Consider the following 17,709-nt stretch of genomic DNA (forward strand, 5'->3'; position numbering starts at 1 on the left):
ATTCCTTCGCTTTAATCATTCTTAATTTCGTTAGTTGCAAGTTTTTGAACTATTTTTGCAGTTCAACAGAAAATTTATTGTTTTTTGGAAACACAGGACCTCATATTTAATCCGGCAGATATTGCAGAAACGCTCAGCGAACTTCCCGTTAAAGAGCGCGTTTTGGCATTTCTGAAAGTTCCGAAACAGTACAAGGCAGAGGTGTTCTCGCACCTGGATCCCGATTTTCAGGAAGAAACCATCAGAAACATTGGCAGCGAAGAAGTTTCAGAAATCTTAAATGCCATGACGCCGGATGACCGTACGGCTTTGTTTGAGGATTTTCCGGACGAACTTATCAAATATTCCATCAATCACCTTAATCCGCAGGAAAGAAGAATTGCCCTGAAACTTTTGGGTTACGATTCCGATTCCATTGCGAGGCTCATGACGCCTTATTACATCCAGATCCGAAAAGAATGGACGGTGAAAAGATGCCTGCAGCAGATTAAAAAAGTCGGTAAAAAGATGGAAACAATGAACCATCTGTACGTGGTGGATGAAAGAAACCAACTTATTGATGACATTGCGATCGGTTCGTTACTTTTAGCGGAAGAAGATACTTTAATTTCCGAAATTACAGACAATCATTTTGTAGCCATTACCACCACCACGAGTAAAGAGGATGCGGTGCAGTATTTCGAAAAGTACGACAGAACTGCGCTTCCGATTGTAACCGAAGCCGGAGTTTTGGTTGGAATTGTTACCATTGATGACATCCTAGACCAAATCGAGCAGCAAAACACCGAAGATATCCAAAAATTCGGGGGTATGGAAGCGCTTGACGAACCTTACCGCCAAACGCACTGGTTTGAAATGATTAAAAAAAGAGGTTTTTGGCTTATTCTTTTATTTTTCTTTCAGCTTTTAACGGCTTCGGCGATGGGTTATTTCGAAGATGAAATTCAGAAAGCTGTAGTGCTTACCTTATTTGTCCCGCTGATTATTTCAAGTGGCGGGAATACGGGTTCACAGGCAGCTACATTGATTATCCGTGCGATGGCACTTCAGGAAATTACCGTTAAAGACTGGTGGCTTGTAATTAAAAAAGAACTTGTTACGGGAATGGTGCTTGGTGGAATGTTAGGCATTTTCGGATTTTTCAGAATCATGCTTTGGCAATACGCAGGCTGGTTCAACTATGGCCAATATTGGGCATTTATTGCATTAAGCGTTGGGATTTCACTGGCGATGATCGTTATGTGGGGAACGCTTTCGGGGTCTATGGTTCCTTTTGTCCTGAAGCGTTTTAAACTGGATCCGGCTACTTCTTCGGCACCTTTTGTGGCAACTCTGGTTGATGTTACCGGTTTGGTCATTTATTTTTCTGTGGCAGGACTGCTTTTGAGCGGCAAACTTCTATAAAAACTTTTATGAAAATCATTTCACTGGTTCCGAGTATTACCGAAACCCTTTTTGATTTGGGTTTATCTGAAAATGAAATCATCGGAAGAACAAAATTCTGTATTCATCCTGCAAACCGGCTTAAAAATGTATCTGTGATTGGCGGCACGAAGAACCTTAATATTACAAAGATTAAGGCCCTGAAACCTGATCTGATCATCGCCAATAAAGAAGAGAATATAAAAGAAGATGTGGAAGAGCTTCAGAAATATTTTAAAGTTCTGGTGACCAATGTTTCTAATCTAGAAGATAATTATTACCTTCTAAAAACATTGGGAAATTTACTTGGCAAACAAGAAATCGCTCAGAAATTTAATTTGAAAATCTATGAAATTCTTGCTAAATTTTCCACTTTAGAAAAGAAAAAATGCGCCTATTTGATTTGGAAAAATCCTTATATGACCGTAGGCTTCGATACTTTTATCCATGATATTTTGGATAAAATAGGTTTTCAAAACATTTTTAAAGATCATAAAAGATATCCGGAAATTTCAGTGGAAGATTTGAAAACTGCGGATTATATTTTTCTTTCTTCGGAACCGTTTCCGTTTCGGCAAAAACATATTGATGAACTCCAAAAAGAGCTTCCAGACGCCAAAATATTTTTGGTAGATGGTGAATCATTTTCCTGGTACGGAACCCGACTTGCGAAGTGCGAAGGTTATTTTCAAAATTTGGTTGAAAAATGCCAATAAAAAAAGAACTTCAAAAAGAAGTCCTTCAATTTATTTTAGAGAATAAGATTAAAATTTAGCCATTTCAGCTTTAATTTTGTCCTGCAAACCTGCGCTTGCTGCCACCAAGGGAAGTCTTAAATAATTTTTGATGATTCCTAATTCTGCCAAAACGGTTTTAATTCCTGCCGGATTTCCTTCCGCGAAGATCAATCTTGTGATTTCAACCAATTTATTGTGGATTTCGTAAGCTTCTTTCACTTTTCCTTCAAAAGCCAGCTGAACCATTGTTGAGAATTCTTTCGGATAACCTTGTCCAATCACCGAAATTACGCCGTTTCCGCCCGCCAGTGTTACAGGAAGCGTAAATTCGTCGTCACCGGAAACTAAATTGAAATTTGCAGGTTTCAGTCTCAAAATATCGAAATACTGCAGGATATTCGGTGCAGCTTCTTTAATCATGATTAAATTCGGGAATTCCTCAGCTAAACGAAGTGTGGTGGAAGCTTCAATGTTCTGTCCTGTCCGGGAAGGTACGTTGTAAATGATGATTTTTTTTCCCGTTTCGGCTAAAACTTTATAATGTTGGTAAAGCCCTTCCTGATTCGGTTTATTGTAGTAAGGAGAGACAGAAAGAACCGCATCGAATTCTGAAAGATCGGTTGCCTCGATTTGCTTTTTTACTTCCATTGTGTTGTTTCCACCAATTCCCAGAACAAGCGGAACGCGTTTGTTATTAACCTTTATAATGTGGTTGATAACTTGGTTTTTTTCTTCGGACGAAAGCGTTGCGGCCTCAGCGGTAGTTCCCAAAACCACAAGATAGTTGGTTCCGTTTTCGATGTTGTAATCTACCAGTTTGGTAAGTGAATCGAAATCTACGGATAAATCTTCATTAAAAGGTGTAACCAAAGCAACACCAACTCCTTTTAAATTGCTCATTGTTGTATAATTATCAGTCAAAATTACAAAATTTAAAACAAGAATTTATGAAAAACAATCATAAGTTTATATTCATATCTTTATATTTGCAACACTAGATTTTATTTTCATGAAAATTAAATTCCTGCTTATAGCATCAGCGTTTTTGTCTTTTACAGCCTGCAAAACACCGCTGAATATTGCCAAAGTAAGCCCCGAAAAAAATATTTCACTTTCCAAAGATTTACCGGAAGCTCAAAATTTTAAAGATTTTATTGAGCCTTACAAACAGGAAGTGGAAGGTAAAATGAACACAAAGATTTCGCACACTGCGGTAGATCTCAACAAACAGGGCGATAACAGCAATCTGGGGAATCTTCTGGCAGATTATACTTTTGAAGGTGCTGATGACTGGGCGAAAAAAAACGGAATCCCCGCCGGTGTTGACGCCGCGGTGATTAATGTTGGTGGAATACGATCCAGCATTGGCGCAGGAGATATCCTTACCAAACATGTGTACGAAGTAATGCCTTTCGAAAACGAAGTGGTAATTGTAAAGATGAAAGGTTCGGATCTGCAGGAACTTTTTGATTATTATCTGAAAACCCAGAAAAACAACCCCGTTTCTCATCTCTATATTGAAACTGATAATGACAAAGTTATCAAAGGCCTTGTAAAAGGAAAAGAGGTAATCGAGACGCAGGATTATTATATCGCAACTTCGGATTATTTGGCTTTGGGCGGAGATAATATGGCTTTTTTCGGGAAGGGAGAAGTGATTTCTACAGGTTTAAGGCTTCGGGATTTATTTTTGGACAAATTCAAGGCAAATCCTGAGATTACAGCCCCAAAAGACATCCGCTTAAACTTTAAAAATAAAAAAAACAGAACCGATGGATAGAAAGAAATTTCTGAAAACGATAGGAGGTGGAACTTTGGCGCTCACCCTTGCTCCGAATCTGCTGCTGGCGGAAAACTTTAAATTTTTAGAGCAGAATTCAGACTATAAACTTACAATTCTCCATACCAATGACCAGCACAGCCGGATTGAGCCGTTTGATTCCAGCTACAGCCGAAATCCCAATCAGGGAGGTTTTGCAAGAAGGGCAGCTTTAATTCAGAAAATCCGCGGTGAAGAAAAAAATGTGCTTTTACTGGATTCCGGTGATATTTTTCAAGGAACACCGTATTTCAATTTTTTTGGCGGTGAACTGGAGTTTAAACTCATGTCGATGATGGGTTATGATGCCGCGACGATGGGCAATCATGATTTTGATAATGGTCTGGAAGGTTTTAAAAAAGTTCAGCCAAATGCTAAATTCCCGTTTCTGTGCTCCAACTACGATTTTAAAAATACCATTCTGGACGGGCATACATTACCGTACAAAATTTTTAATAAAAATGGAATAAAAGTCGGGATTTTCGGCGTAGGTATTGAACTTTCAGGTTTGGTTGGCAAAAAGAGCTATGGCGAAACCCTTTATCTTGATCCTGTGGAAACTGCACAGCATTATGCTACATTTTTGCGGAAAGAAAAAAAATGTGATATGATCATTTGCCTCTCGCACATCGGTTATGATTACAAAGATGATCCTAAGAAGATTTCAGACAAAATTCTGGCTGCAAAGACCGATGGTATTGATCTGATTTTGGGCGGACATACCCATACTTTTTTACCCGAACCACAGTCATTTATTAATAAATCCGGCAAGAATGTACTTGTAAATCAGGTAGGTTGGGCCGGACTGCTTTTAGGGAAAATTAATTTTTATTTCGACAAAAATAAGAATGTAAAAAATATTTCCTGGAATAATCAAGTTATAGATGACAGCATTCTGGTCTGATAAGAGATATTAAGAAAAGGCGAGACCTTAAATTACAACACGAATTGAACGATGAAAAAGATATTACCGTTTTTAATCCTTTTATGTACGCTACAAATTTCTGCACAGGTAATTTCGAGCAGTAAGTGGAGCGATTTGTTTTCCTATAACAATGTTTTGGCGATCCGGGAAGATGGAAATAGACTGATCGCGGCTACAGAAAACGGGATATTTTTTTACACCCCTGCAAGCGGCGAACTTAGCAAACTTTCGAAAGCAAATGGTTTGCATGAAGTGAAGATTTCTGCTTTTGATTATAATCCACAAACCAAAATAGGTTTAGTAGGTTATCAAAATGGTTCGATGGACGTAATTACACCGGAAGGGATAACTTATGTAGTCGATATTCCGATTGCTACAGGATACGCTGGAGATAAAAAAATTAATCATATTTCGATTACAGGAAATTTGGCAGTAATTTCTGTGGGATATGGTGTTTCGATTTTCCGTTTAGACAGAAAAGAATTCGGTGACTCTGCCTTTTTCACCAGTGGAGGTGTATACGAGGCCGCCCGCGAAGCTGTGATTAAAGATAATGTGGTGTACGCTGTTACCGCAACCGGTTTAAAATCGCACGAAATAAATGTAACCTTCCCCATCTATTCAACATGGAACACCATAGTGGGAGAAAGTTACAGCCATATCAGCAATGGAAGCGTTATTGCGTATTCTAATACAAATACGGTGAGATATGGAAACGGTACTACATTTTCAAATCTACCGAGGAGTTTTTCTAATATACAGGATGTTTTGGTAACCCCGGAACATATTGTGGTTACAGATATTTCGTCAGTTTCTCTTTTTAGCACTGCGGGAAATTTTATTAAATCCTATGATGCCGGTGAACTACTGAATTCCGCAATTTATGCAGATTCAAAAATTTATGCAGGAACAAGGATTTCAGGAATAAAAAATGAAGCGGGAGAAAGTTTAAAACCAGACGGACCATATAGCAATACCTCGTATAAAATCAATCTTCACGAAAACCAGATCGTAATTTCTACCGGAGGTCGGGATGGTTTTAATACACCAATTTACAGGAATTTAGGATATTATCACTTTAACGGAACGAGTTGGGTATATCCTGAACTGTTCAGAAACTCTACTGTTCCTTTCAATGTTTTGGATGCCGTGATCAATCCTTCAAAACCTACAGAAATCTTCTTCACTAATTATACTTTTCAAGATGGAAGCAAAGGGATTTACCGGATGGATGATAATCAGTTTGCAAAAATTTACGCAAACACCGGTGGTGCATACAACCGGGTTGTGGGCTGTGTTTTCGACGAAAATAATCAGCTCCTTATTTCACAGTGGAGTGCCAAGGGAAGTTCCGGGGAAATTGGATTTTATCACTATAATCCCACTACAGACCAGTTTGGCTTCGTTTCTTCTGTAACCGCAGGACTCGTGCAGAAGCCATTTGCAAAAGGAGGAATTTTATATATTCCGGCTCCTTTCTTTTCATCAGGTGGTTTACTGGTTTACGACTACAAAAATACACCTGCAGTTACAGGCGATGACCGTTTTAAAATCCTTAGAAAAAACAATAATCTTCCTGCGGATGGAGTGGTGTCTGCGAATATTGATAAAAATGATGATATCTGGATTGGGACAAGAATAGGTCTCCGTATCATCAGTAACCCATCTTCATTTATCAGTGAAGAAAATCCACAGACAGAACCTGTGATTATTGAAGAAAACGGTCTTGGTGAAGAACTGTTCCGCGACAGCAGCATTTTGCAGATCGAGGTGGATGCCGGAAACCAAAAATGGATTTCAATTGATGATGGCGGTGTTTTTTATCTGAGTTCAACCGGCGAACAGACGCTGATGCATTTTACAAAAGAAAATTCACCTCTCCCAAGTAACAGCGTAACCGATATAAAAGTTGACAATAAAACCGGAAAAGTATATTTTGTAACGCTCGATGGAGTGATGGTTTATCAGGGTGATGTACTGAATGTCACTTCAGATTTCGGGGATGTATTGGTGTATCCGAATCCTGTGGTTTATTCCAAATATAAAGGTAATGTACGGATTAGAGGTTTGGCTGAAAAAACCAATATCCGGATTACAGATGCTGCGGGAAACCTTGTTCATCAGGCTGTTTCCAGAGGAGGATATTACGAATGGAATCTCAATAACCATCGGGGAGTTCGGGTAGCGTCCGGGATTTATTTTGTCCTGATGACCAATGCAGACGGAACCGATACTGCGACTGCAAAAATTGCTGTAGTAAATTAATGTTTACCCAAACCTGCTACTTACTTTCGTATGTGAAATATGGAGATAATGGTGCTGTGCTGCATTGTTTTTCGGCAGATACAGGCTACCAGAGTTTTTTTGCACGGGGCATTTATTCTTCAAAAAATAAAAAGAAACCTTATCTTCTTCCATTAAATCTTCTAAACATCACGGTCTCAAAACCCAATGCTCAAAAAGGAATTTCAACGGCATCAAAAATCGAACTTTCTGCCGGTATCCACGATTTTAATGATGTGAAGATCAACTCAGTCCTGTTCTTTACTGCAGATTTTCTTCATCAGATTTTAAGGGAAGAAGATCAGAATGACTTGGCTTTTAATGAAATAGAAGAGTTCATGCATGAAATTGCCCTCAATAACCATAATTCGCATATATCGTTAATTTTTAATTTTTTAAAAATTTCTGGAATTGCACCGCTTTTTAAAGACGAAAAATATTTGGACCCCGAATCAGGAGTTTTCAGAGACCAAATTTCTCATCCACTTTTTACTGAAGAAATTTCACAGCTTTGGAAGCGTTTTTTAACTGCGCCCCAAACCTACTCAATTAAGCTTCAGCGAGCAGAAAGAAATGCTTTTCTCGATTCGCTGATGGTTTATTATCACTTGCATTTTTCGGGATTCTATACCCCTAATTCTTTGGCTGTTTTGCGACAGATTTACGAATAACGGGATAAAAAAAAGTTCCTCATTTTTGAGGAACTTTATAATTTATGCTCAGATATTATCTTTCTGCATCAAAATGTGTTGTTTTGTAAATTTGGAAATTAAATACAAAACTCCTGTTTCTGTATGCAAGACCGGTATAATTGAAATGTACATCTCTTGCAAAAGCTGCTCTGGAAGGAACAATGATCACACCCTGAAGATTATAATTGCTGTCATCGGGCATATCAAATGCCTGAAATTTTTTAATCGCTTCCTGAAATCCTTCAATTTCATAATAACTTCTCTCTTTGGCAGCGGCAACTGTTGCACTTGTGAGAACAGATTTCTTCACGTAGAAATAAGAAGGATCTACTTCCGGAACCCCAGCACCGTCGATGGTATTTCTGAAGGTTGATGGTGATGTAAAAGTAACCTTATTATCGGTATTTGTAGCAACATAAGTTGTCGATTTACTCATTAATCTAAGCAAATCATATTGGCCGACATTTGCTCCAGCGGTTGGCTGTGCACCGGGTCTTACGATATAAATAACACCGGACGGCAATGTTACAGGGTTCAAATCTGCTAACTTTACGTTTACCGTATCTGTAGCAACAAAATCCTTTATATTTCCTTTCGCATCAAGGTAATGAGTCTCCAGAAAGTGTTGTGCTGCCTGGTCATCATATGTATTCTGCGTTTGTATGCTTACTTCCTCTATTGTCTCGGGATCATCATCGTTTCTGCAAGATATAAGGGCTATAGATGCTAATGCGAGATATAAGAATGTTTTCTTCATTTTTAATATTATCATTAAATTGCTAAAATTTTCAATCCAGCAAAAGTATAAATAAAATATGAGAATCGATAAATTTTTATGGTGTGTACGGTTTTACAAAACAAGAAGTATTGCGGCCGATGAAATCAAGAAAAACAGAGTTTCTGTGGGAAATAATGTGGTGAAATCATCCAAAGAGGTGAATCCGGGAGATGTGATAAAAATTCGCAAAAATCAAATCGATTATCAGCTTAAGGTTCTTGAGATCCCGAAAAGCAGGTTAGGTGCGAAGTTGGTTCCCCTTCATATTGAAGACAAAACAGATAAAGAACAATACGAAATCCTTAAACTACGTAAGCTTACCCAGGATTACTACCGAGGAAAAGGCGAGGGAAGACCTACGAAAAAAGACCGCCGGGATATGGATGAATATGTAGCCGGAGATGCAAATTCCGAAATGGCTGATGATGACTGGGATTTATTTTTCAGTGATGTGAACGAAAATCCTGCGGATTAAAAAACGCAGCAATCTCATCGGCAATCTGTTCTGGTTCTTTACCATCGGTATCTACAGTAAATTTTGCCTGTGAATAATAAACGTTTCTTTCAAAAAGATGTTTGGCGATAAATTCGGGGAGATCTTCATCGTTTTGCGAAGCAATAAGCGGTCTTTTCTGTTTCTGTTTTAAAAGTCTCTCAGCAAGTGTTTTTACAGAAGTTCGGAGGAAAATACTTTGCGTATGCTTATTGATAAGTTGCATATTGTTATAGTAAGCTGGTGTGCCGCCACCGAGACTTAAAATACAGTGTTCAGAAGTTGCTAAAATCTCTTCAAGTAATTCCCGTTCCTGCTTTCTAAAGTAGATTTCACCCTTTTTTTGAAAGATTTCGTGAATGGATAAATTATTTTTCAAAGAAATTTCTTTGTCGAGATCAATTAATTTTAAATGTAGCTTTTGGCTCAAAACTTTGGAAATGTGAGATTTACCACTTCCCATGTATCCTATGAGTGAAATAATCATTTTTGAATTTTGTACAAATTACTAAAAAAATTTTGAGATTTTAAAAAAAGGCCTATCTTTGCACCACTCAAAAAGGGAAAATAATTACAGACTTCGGTTTTTAATTATTCGTTTTAGAGAGTGGCCGACTCGGTAGCTCAGCTGGTAGAGCAATACACTTTTAATGTATGGGTCCTGGGTTCGAATCCCAGCCGGGTCACTAGCTAAAAATTCCGTAACTGTTACGGATTTTTTTTGCCTGCGTGGTGAAATTGGTAGACACGCCATCTTGAGGGGGTGGTTTCCTAAGGATGTGCTGGTTCGAGTCCAGTCGCAGGCACAAGTTAAATTTATTAGAAAGTAAATTTTATTGTTTACATTTTCTAAGACTCGGTAGCTCAGCTGGTAGAGCAATACACTTTTAATGTATGGGTCCTGGGTTCGAATCCCAGCCGGGTCACAATTTTACTCTTAGGAGTAAATTTTTTTCATATTAATATTTTGTGATTTGGTGATCAAAAGTCTTCCCTCAAGGAAGACTTTTGACGTTTTATTAATCCAGGTGCATATTGTCTATCAACCGTACGTCGCCAACAAATACGACGATGAATGCGCGGTAATTGCGGTCTTTATAAAAAAAGTCCGTTTCTTTCAGGGTGGCTTCGTCCGCAATTTCAAAATATTCTAAAACCATTCCCCGCTGATCTTCGAATATATCTTTAACCCTTTGGTATATTTCAGAAACGGTGATGATCCGGAACCAGTCGTTTACTTTTACCAGTGTTTCATAAATAACTTTTGCGGCTTCGCACTGCTCATGATCTAATCTTTTGTTTCTGGAACTCATCGCGAGCCCGTTTTTTTCACGGTAGATCGGTACGCCATGGATTTTTATTGGTAAATTGAGTTTCTCAACAAGTTTTTTTATGATGGCGAGCTGTTGGTAATCTTTGTCTCCGAAGTAAGCGTTGTCGGGTTTTACCTGGCGGAAGAGTTCTTCTACCACAGTGCCGACACCATTGAAATGTCCTGGACGAAATTTGCCTTCCATTTCATTTTCTAAACCATCGAAGTTATATTCCTTGCTTTTTAGTCCTTCGGGATAAATATCAGTGACTTCAGGGATGTAAACAGCATCTACGAATGCGGATTTTTCCAGAATTTCTATGTCCTTTTCAATTGTACGCGGATATTTTTCAAGATCTGATGCGTTGTTGAATTGGGTGGGATTAACAAAGATCGAGGAGATTACCAAGTCGTTTTCTTTTCTTGCGGCTTCGTACAGAGAGATGTGTCCATCATGTAATGCGCCCATAGTTGGAGCAAAACCCACTTTTTTACCCATCTCTTTCTGCCTTTCTATATAATCCAGAAGTGTTTTCTTTGTTTTAAAAATTTCCATAGTTTATTAATGTAATGGTAAAAATAGTTATTTCTGAGAAAAAATAATACACTTGTAAAAAAATGTTTTTTACGCATAAACAGAGCAAATTCAATTATAATTATTAAAATTTGTTAATTGAAAAATATTAGCTTAAAATTTCGTAATTTTGCCCGACAGAATATTCTGCTTGATAATTGAAGAAACGATAGATTTTATGCCGAACCAAAAAATATTATACGTCACTACAGAAATGTTTCCGTACCAGGAAGACAGCAATATGGCCGCCATGGTTAACAAAATGTCGCTAAAGATGCACCAGGAAGGCAACGATGTACGCGTTTTTATGCCAAGATTTGGCCAGATCAGCGAACGGAAGTTTCAGCTCCATGAGGTTATCCGCCTTTCTGGGATGAACATTATTATTAATGATCTGGATCAACCGCTGATTATTAAAGTGGCTTCTCTGCCGGGCGAAAGACTTCAGGTTTATTTTATAGATAACGATGAGTATTTTAAGAGAAAGCAATTTTACGCAGATGATGAAGGAAATTATTTTCCGGATAATGATGAGCGTGCGATCTTTTTTGCCAGAGGCGTAATTGAAACCATCAAAAAGCTCAACTGGGTTCCGGATGTAATTCATCTTAATGGCTGGATGGCTTCTTTCATCCCGGTTTATTTAAAAACTTTTTACAAGAACGATTCTTATTTTAAAGATTCAAAGCTTGTACTTTCTGTTTATAACGAGGAAGATGCAGCGCTTTCACCCTCTGTAGAACAAAAATTGAATTTCGACAATATTACTTCACTAAAAGCGTTTAAGAAGCCTAGTTTTCAGCAGTTCGTTATCGAAAGCATGGACATGGTAGATGTCGTGGTAAAAGGTGATGAATTTCTGCAGGATGAACTGGATGCGGCCTTCAATAAGACAAAAACTGCAAAATCTGAATATTTAGACGCTGAATCAATCGCAAAATTATACTAATCAATTTAAAATTTAATGACAAAAAATATTAAGAAATTCTTCAATATTACAGCTTCGCTGGTAATTGGAAGTTTAATTTTATGGAATTGTGAACCCGATGCAGATCAACTGGGTTCACAGTTTTTTCAGAACGGAGCTCAGGGGATAGATTCAACATATAGCGTAATTGCTTATAGCGTAAATAATAACGACACCATACGTACAGATGCGACAAGACTCCAAAGCGCTACTTTAGGAGCTTTCAATGAGCCACAGTTCGGTCTTCAAAAATCAGCTTACGTTTCGCAGGTCAGACTTTCTTCTTACAGCCCGGATTTTGGGACAAACGCCGTTCTGGATTCAGCTGTTTTGGTTATTAAGCCGTCTTATGCTTCAGATTCTGCTACCACTACAACTGCAGATGATTATATTTATCCTGTGGGAGCAGTGCCTGCAAAAAAGGTGGTTGTGACTTATCCGGTGACCAAATACGGCAAAACCAAAATCGATGGAAAAACATTGTTTAATATAAAAGTTAATGAAGTTAACGACTTTTTAGGCTCTAATACCGATAAGATTTTTTCAAACAAAGCTGTTACGACCGGGAATTTATTGGCAAATAAGGTTTTCAACGGTACGATTAACTCTATTAAAATTACAAAAGATTCAGATAATTCAGATCTTTATATACGCGAGGCTTCCCTTAGAATTTCTTTAGACAGTGCTTTTTTTCAGAATAAAATTATTGCCAAAGCTTCTTCACCTGAACTTGCTGACGCTGCATCCTTTATCAGATATTTTAAAGGAGTAAGATTATCTGTGGAACAGAACGATGGGTATATTTTCAATTTCGATCCCAACAGTGTTGTAATCAATCTTTATTATAAGAAGGATAAAGTTGAAAACGGCACCATAACGAGAGAAGAAGGTGTGTTTCCTCTTGATTTAGGCTCTGCAAACACCCACTTTAACCAAATTGTATATGACAGGACGAATACTCCGTCCGCATCTGTAGTTTCAGTTCAGGATACTATCAATGGAATGCCAAAACTATATGCGCAGGGAATGGGAGGTCCGGGAATCGGAATTAAAATTCCTGAAACTACGATTGCAACGATTAAAGATTTATATAACAACGAAAAAGCAGGAATTATTTCAGCAAAATTAAGGCTTTACACCGATGTAGCGAGCTGGAGCAATAATTACCAGAAACCTTCTTATTTTGTAGTAAAACAAAAAGATCTTAACACCTATCTTGAGGATATGAGCATGCTTGCCTATACTGGAGTTTATAATCTAGTGAAGTCTTATGATCTAGATAAAAATCCGGCTAAGTACGAGATTGGTATTACGCAGACTTTGAAAAATATTGTCGAGAAAGAAGCTAAGTCCCGCCATTTCATCCTGAACGTAGGTAATTATACCTATGATCAGACCGGTGCTTTGTTGGGTTCATTTTATGCGGATCTTGGAGCGCAAAACTTCAATACGAGGTCTTATACACCTCACAGAGCTGTATTCGTAGGAACAGATCCTGGTAATGCCAGAAGTGCGCAGCTCATTATTACTTACGGAAAAAAATAGATTAAGAATTTTAAATAAAATATAATTATATGTGTGGTATTGTAGGATACACCGGTTTTCAGGATGCATATGAAGTGGTAATCAACGGTCTTCGCCGTTTAGAATACCGCGGATACGACAGTGCAGGGATTGTACTCGACAGTGAAAATTCAGATTTCGCTGTAGCTAAAACCAAAGGCAAGGTTGATGATTTAGTTGCCATTTCCAAAGATCTTTCCGGCAAGGCAAATGTAGGAATGGGCCATACAAGATGGGCAACCCATGGCGTGCCGAGTGACAGAAATTCGCATCCGCATGTTTCAAATAACGGCAAAATAGCATTAGTTCATAATGGGATTATCGAAAATTACGATACCATTAAAATTATGCTTACCGATAAAGGCTTCACTTTTCAGTCAGAAACCGATACTGAAATTTTGGTAAACCTGATCCAGTATTTTATGGATACCAATTCGGAAATCGATTTTCCTACGGCAGTACGTTTCGCTTTGAATGAAGTTTATGGTGCCTATGCAATCACGGTAATGCACGATGATTTCCCAGGTGTACTTGTAGTAGCAAGATTAGGTTCTCCGTTGGCGATTGGTCTTGGCGAAAAAGAGTATTTTATTGCTTCAGATGCTTCACCTTTCGTAGAATTTACCAAGGAAGCTGTTTATCTTGAAGAAGGTCATATGGCAACAATCTCTTTGGAAAAAGGAGTTGACATTAGAAACATTAAAGACAATGAAAAAGTTATCCCTGAAGTTCAGGAACTAAAATTAAGTCTGGAGCAAATTGAGAAAGGTGGATACGAGCATTTTATGCTTAAAGAAATTTTCGAACAGCCTAAATCTATTCATGATACTTTAAGAGGAAGATTACTTGTTGATGAAGGAATCATTAAAATGGCCGGAATCTGGGATCACCTTGACAGAATCAGCCAGGCACAGAAAATTACGATTATTGCGTGCGGTACTTCTTGGCATGCAGGTTTAATTGGTGAATATTTAATAGAGGAGTTTGCAAGGATTCCGGTAGAGGTAGAATACGCATCAGAATTCCGTTACAGAAATCCAATTATCTCCGAAAAAGATGTGGTTATTGCAATTTCCCAGTCCGGTGAAACGGCAGATACCATGGCAGCCATTAAAATGGCGAGAGAAAAAGGTGCTTTCATTTACGGAATCTGTAATGTAGTAGATTCTTCAATCGCAAGAATTACCGATGCAGGATCTTATACTCATGCTGGACCTGAAATTGGTGTGGCTTCTACAAAAGCATTCACAGCCCAGCTTACGATACTTTCGCTTATCGCTTTGAAATTAGGTAAACACAACGGACATTTGAGCAATCAGGAATTCATGAAACTTATTACTGAGCTAGATGCTATTCCGAAAAAAGTTGAAGAAGTCCTTGAATCTACCAATGAAATTACCCAGAATATTGCTAAGAATTTTGTTGACGCACAAAACTTCCTTTATTTAGGAAGAGGATACAATTTTCCGGCAGCGTTGGAAGGAGCTCTGAAGCTTAAGGAAATCTCTTATATTCATGCGGAGGGATATCCGGCTGCTGAAATGAAACACGGACCAATTGCACTGATCGACGAAAACATGCCGATTGTGATCATTGCGCCAAAACAAGGACATTATGATAAAATTGTAAGCAACGTACAGGAAATTAAGGCACGAAAGGGGAAAGTAATCGCGGTAGTTAACAAAGGAGATACCCAGGTAGCTTCCATGGCAGACTATGTTATCGAGTTTCCCGAAACTTCAGAATGTTTCTCTCCAATTATTGCGTCAGTTCCATTACAGTTACTGGCTTACTACATTGCTGTTTACAGGGGAGCAAATGTTGATCAGCCGAGAAATCTTGCAAAATCTGTGACTGTAGAGTAAAATAAATGTTAATTTTTGTAAAATAATCCAAGCAATTTTACGTTCTGCAAAAAAAATCATAATTGTTTTCTAAAAAATTATATATATTTACCGCTTAATTTCTAAAAAATAGCATGAAAAGAATATTTCTTATATTAATATCAGCATCTGTAGTAATCTCTTGTTCCAAAGGTGGTGGTGCCTCTGCAGGTAAGCCCGGAATAAAAGGAGAACTTGTCCCAAAGGGAAAATCTAAATCTTTCGTAGCCGAAAGACCTTACGGAATGGTAGCTGTGCCGGCAGGTTCCTATGTGATGGGTATGGCTGATCAGGACTTTACCAATACTCCGGAAAAAGCAACTCTTAAAACAGTTACCGTTTCTTCATTTTTTATGGATGAAACAGAAATTACCAATGCGGAATATCGTGTTTTCATTAATTATGTAAGAGACTCTATTGCTCGTTCTCTTCTAGCAGAAGCTGCTGGAGAAGGTGGTTCTGATGGTGACGGAACGTCGATAGCAGATTTTGCCTATGCTTCAAAAAAAGCAGCTGACGAGAAGAATGCTTATCAGGAATTTATGGAATCTCAGGGCGGGAGAGAAGGTTATGATGAATCTAAAAAACTCGACTGGTCTGTGCCTCTCCGCTGGAAAACTTCTGACTATCCGGATGCACAGTATGCAGAGATTCTGGAATCTATGTATCTTCCACCAGCTGAAAGAATTAATAATGAAAGAATTTTAGATAGTAGAAAACTTCTTTATGCTTACACCTGGGAAGATATAGAATCAGCGGTTAAAGATAAATCGAGAGGTGCAAACTATCTTAAGAAAGAAAGTATTGCTGTATATCCGGACACTACTGTTTGGATCAAAGATTTCAACTACGCTTATAACGAACCGTTATATGATGGATATTTCTGGCACAGTGCTTACAAAAACTATCCTGTTGTTGGGGTAACTTGGGATCAGGCAAGAGCATTCTGTGACTTCAGATCAAAACTGAAATCTGATTATAATGAAGCACTGAAAAAGAAAAAACAAAAACCAATGGCCTTCCGTCTGCCTACAGAAGCGGAATGGGAGTACGCCGCGAGAGGAGGTAGAGAAAATGCAACATATCCGTGGGGTGGTCCGTACCTTCAGGATGACAGAGGATGTTACCTCGCCAACTTTAAACCAAAACGTGGTAATTACATTGAAGACGAGAAGAAAGGAACCTATACTTATACAGCACCTGTAAAACAGTTCCAGAAGAATGGTTTTGGTCTTTATGACATGGCTGGTAACGTTGCTGAATGGACCGAGTCTCCTTACAACAATTCAACTTATCAGTTTGCTTCAACTTTAAATCCTTATTTATCAAATGAAGCTTACAAAGAGCCAAGAAAATCTGTACGTGGCGGTTCCTGGAAAGATGTAGGATACCTCCTGATGACGGGCGCCAGAGATTACGAAAGAAAAGATTCGGCGAGAAGTTATATTGGCTTCAGAACGGTTCAGGATATTCCGGAGGGAACTGCAAAATTCAAGAAAAGAACAAACTAAATTCAGCGATAAAAAAACTAAACAAATAATTAACTACTAAAAATTCAACTGACATGTTTAAGACTAAAGAAGCTATTTATAATTTTATTTACTCCATAGGAGCTGCAATCGTAATTTTTGGTGCACTATTTAAAATCACGCACTGGAGTTTAGGTCCACTTTCCGGCAATACTTTATTGGCAATAGGACTTATTACGGAAGCGATTATCTTTATTATTTTCGCATTCGATCCGCCGAAAACTGAAGAATCTTATGCATGGGAAAATGTATATCCTGAATTATTAGACAAAGATGCAAACCCAAACCCTAAACACTCTACATTAGGCATTCAATCTGCAGAAGTTAAAGAACTGGAAGTTTCTCTATCCGATAAATTAGATCAAATGCTTGCTGATGCAAAATTAGATGTAAACTTATTCGAAAGATTAAGAACCGGTATTGATAAGTTTTCAAGCTCAGTTGATCAGATCAATCAAACTGTTGATGTTACCACTTCTACGCAGAAATATAACGATCAGTTAACTTTAGCTGCAAGTCACTTAGAAAGTATGAACGCTTTATATGCACTTCAGTTAGAGCATGGTAAAACGCAAACTGAGTACAGCAAAAAATATGTTGAAGATATGCAGAAATCTGCAGCACATTCAGAAAAATTCAATGAAGAATTAACAGGATTAACAGCAAACCTTAACAGTCTTAACAGAGTTTACGGCGGCATGCTTAGTGCAATGAAATCATAGTTTTCTAACC

16 protein-coding genes and 3 tRNA genes are annotated in these 17,709 nt (G+C 38.1%); 15 read left to right on the forward strand and 4 right to left on the reverse strand.

Translation table 11 applies throughout. The annotated features are described in order from the left end of the window. Positions 1-84 precede the first annotated feature (84 nt). Together mgtE and OK344_RS01915 are read left to right on the forward strand one after the other, a co-directional pair. A complete protein-coding gene (gene mgtE, locus OK344_RS01910; RefSeq protein ID WP_265143187.1) occupies positions 85-1,404 on the forward strand; it encodes a magnesium transporter in 1,320 nt (439 codons plus the stop codon). Between the two features lie 8 nt (positions 1,405-1,412). Next, positions 1,413-2,138, forward strand: a complete 726-nt coding sequence (locus OK344_RS01915; RefSeq protein WP_265143188.1) for an ABC transporter substrate-binding protein — start codon at positions 1,413-1,415, stop codon at positions 2,136-2,138. 48 nt (positions 2,139-2,186) lie between these two features. Here OK344_RS01915 and dapA read toward each other — a convergent pair whose 3' ends face one another. Then, entirely contained in the window at positions 2,187-3,059 is an 873-nt protein-coding gene (gene dapA / locus OK344_RS01920; RefSeq protein WP_265143189.1) for a 4-hydroxy-tetrahydrodipicolinate synthase, read from the reverse strand. 109 nt (positions 3,060-3,168) lie between these two features. Here dapA and OK344_RS01925 point away from each other — a divergent pair, with 109 nt between their 5' ends. The 4 genes from OK344_RS01925 to recO are packed head-to-tail and all read left to right on the forward strand — an operon-like array spanning position 3,169 to position 7,857. Then, entirely contained in the window at positions 3,169-3,939 is a 771-nt protein-coding gene (locus tag OK344_RS01925; RefSeq protein ID WP_265143190.1) for a 5'-nucleotidase C-terminal domain-containing protein, read from the forward strand. Then, positions 3,932-4,882: a bifunctional metallophosphatase/5'-nucleotidase gene (locus OK344_RS01930; RefSeq protein WP_265143191.1), complete on the forward strand. Its 951-nt coding sequence runs from the start codon at positions 3,932-3,934 to the stop codon at positions 4,880-4,882. The genes OK344_RS01925 and OK344_RS01930 overlap by 8 nt, the downstream gene beginning before the upstream one ends. A 51-nt stretch (positions 4,883-4,933) precedes the next feature. Further along, a complete protein-coding gene (gene porZ, locus OK344_RS01935) occupies positions 4,934-7,168 on the forward strand; it encodes a type IX secretion system anionic LPS delivery protein PorZ (RefSeq protein ID WP_265143192.1) in 2,235 nt (744 codons plus the stop codon). Beyond that, the gene (gene recO, locus OK344_RS01940) at positions 7,168-7,857 is read left to right on the forward strand and encodes a DNA repair protein RecO (RefSeq protein WP_265143193.1); all 690 of its coding nucleotides are present in this window, start codon (positions 7,168-7,170) and stop codon (positions 7,855-7,857) included. The genes porZ and recO overlap by 1 nt, the downstream gene beginning before the upstream one ends. A 55-nt stretch (positions 7,858-7,912) precedes the next feature. On the opposite strand, the gene OK344_RS01945 is transcribed toward recO, so the two are convergent. Beyond that, positions 7,913-8,635, reverse strand: coding sequence for a hypothetical protein (locus OK344_RS01945; RefSeq protein WP_265143194.1), 723 nt, complete (start codon positions 8,633-8,635; stop codon positions 7,913-7,915). A gap of 58 nt (positions 8,636-8,693) precedes the next feature. On the opposite strand from OK344_RS01945, the gene OK344_RS01950 reads away from it, so the two are divergent. After that, positions 8,694-9,131 (forward strand): RNA-binding S4 domain-containing protein, encoded by a 438-nt coding sequence (locus tag OK344_RS01950; RefSeq protein WP_265143195.1) that lies wholly within the window; start codon positions 8,694-8,696, stop codon positions 9,129-9,131. Here the strand turns inward: OK344_RS01950 and OK344_RS01955 are convergent. Continuing rightward, positions 9,100-9,636, reverse strand: coding sequence for a shikimate kinase (locus OK344_RS01955; RefSeq protein WP_265143196.1), 537 nt, complete (start codon positions 9,634-9,636; stop codon positions 9,100-9,102). The genes OK344_RS01950 and OK344_RS01955 overlap by 32 nt on opposite strands. A gap of 126 nt (positions 9,637-9,762) precedes the next feature. Here OK344_RS01955 and OK344_RS01960 point away from each other — a divergent pair. From OK344_RS01960 to OK344_RS01970, 3 genes are all read left to right on the forward strand, one after another. After that, positions 9,763-9,835 (forward strand) — tRNA-Lys (locus OK344_RS01960). 37 nt (positions 9,836-9,872) lie between these two features. Then, positions 9,873-9,955: transfer RNA gene (locus OK344_RS01965), tRNA-Leu, on the forward strand. 47 nt (positions 9,956-10,002) lie between these two features. After that, positions 10,003-10,075, forward strand: a tRNA-Lys gene (locus OK344_RS01970). 93 nt (positions 10,076-10,168) lie between these two features. On the opposite strand, the gene panC is transcribed toward OK344_RS01970, so the two are convergent. After that, on the reverse strand, positions 10,169-11,017 hold the full coding sequence (gene panC / locus OK344_RS01975; RefSeq protein ID WP_265143197.1) for a pantoate--beta-alanine ligase: 849 nt from the start codon (positions 11,015-11,017) through the stop codon (positions 10,169-10,171). Positions 11,018-11,213: 196 nt separating this feature from the next. Between panC and OK344_RS01980 the strand changes: the two genes are divergently transcribed. The 5 genes from OK344_RS01980 to porL all read left to right on the forward strand — a co-directional run bounded on the left by OK344_RS01980 (position 11,214) and on the right by porL (position 17,699). Further along, positions 11,214-11,984, forward strand: coding sequence for a glycogen/starch synthase (locus OK344_RS01980; RefSeq protein ID WP_265143605.1), 771 nt, complete (start codon positions 11,214-11,216; stop codon positions 11,982-11,984). A gap of 15 nt (positions 11,985-11,999) precedes the next feature. Then, complete coding sequence (locus tag OK344_RS01985; protein WP_265143198.1) at positions 12,000-13,547, forward strand: DUF4270 family protein; 1,548 nt, start codon at positions 12,000-12,002, stop codon at positions 13,545-13,547. A 29-nt stretch (positions 13,548-13,576) separates the two neighbouring features. After that, a complete protein-coding gene (glmS, locus tag OK344_RS01990) occupies positions 13,577-15,430 on the forward strand; it encodes a glutamine--fructose-6-phosphate transaminase (isomerizing) (protein ID WP_088467827.1) in 1,854 nt (617 codons plus the stop codon). A gap of 113 nt (positions 15,431-15,543) precedes the next feature. Further along, positions 15,544-16,959 (forward strand): T9SS ring complex lipoprotein PorK/GldK, encoded by a 1,416-nt coding sequence (gene porK / locus OK344_RS01995; RefSeq protein WP_265143199.1) that lies wholly within the window; start codon positions 15,544-15,546, stop codon positions 16,957-16,959. Positions 16,960-17,012: 53 nt separating this feature from the next. Next, on the forward strand, positions 17,013-17,699 hold the full coding sequence (gene porL / locus OK344_RS02000) for a type IX secretion system motor protein PorL/GldL (protein WP_088467825.1): 687 nt from the start codon (positions 17,013-17,015) through the stop codon (positions 17,697-17,699). The last annotated feature ends 10 nt before the right edge of the window (positions 17,700-17,709 follow it).

Origin of the sequence: Kaistella yananensis (assembly GCF_026107505.2) — a bacterium.
Lineage (GTDB): Bacteria > Bacteroidota > Bacteroidia > Flavobacteriales > Weeksellaceae > Kaistella > Kaistella yananensis.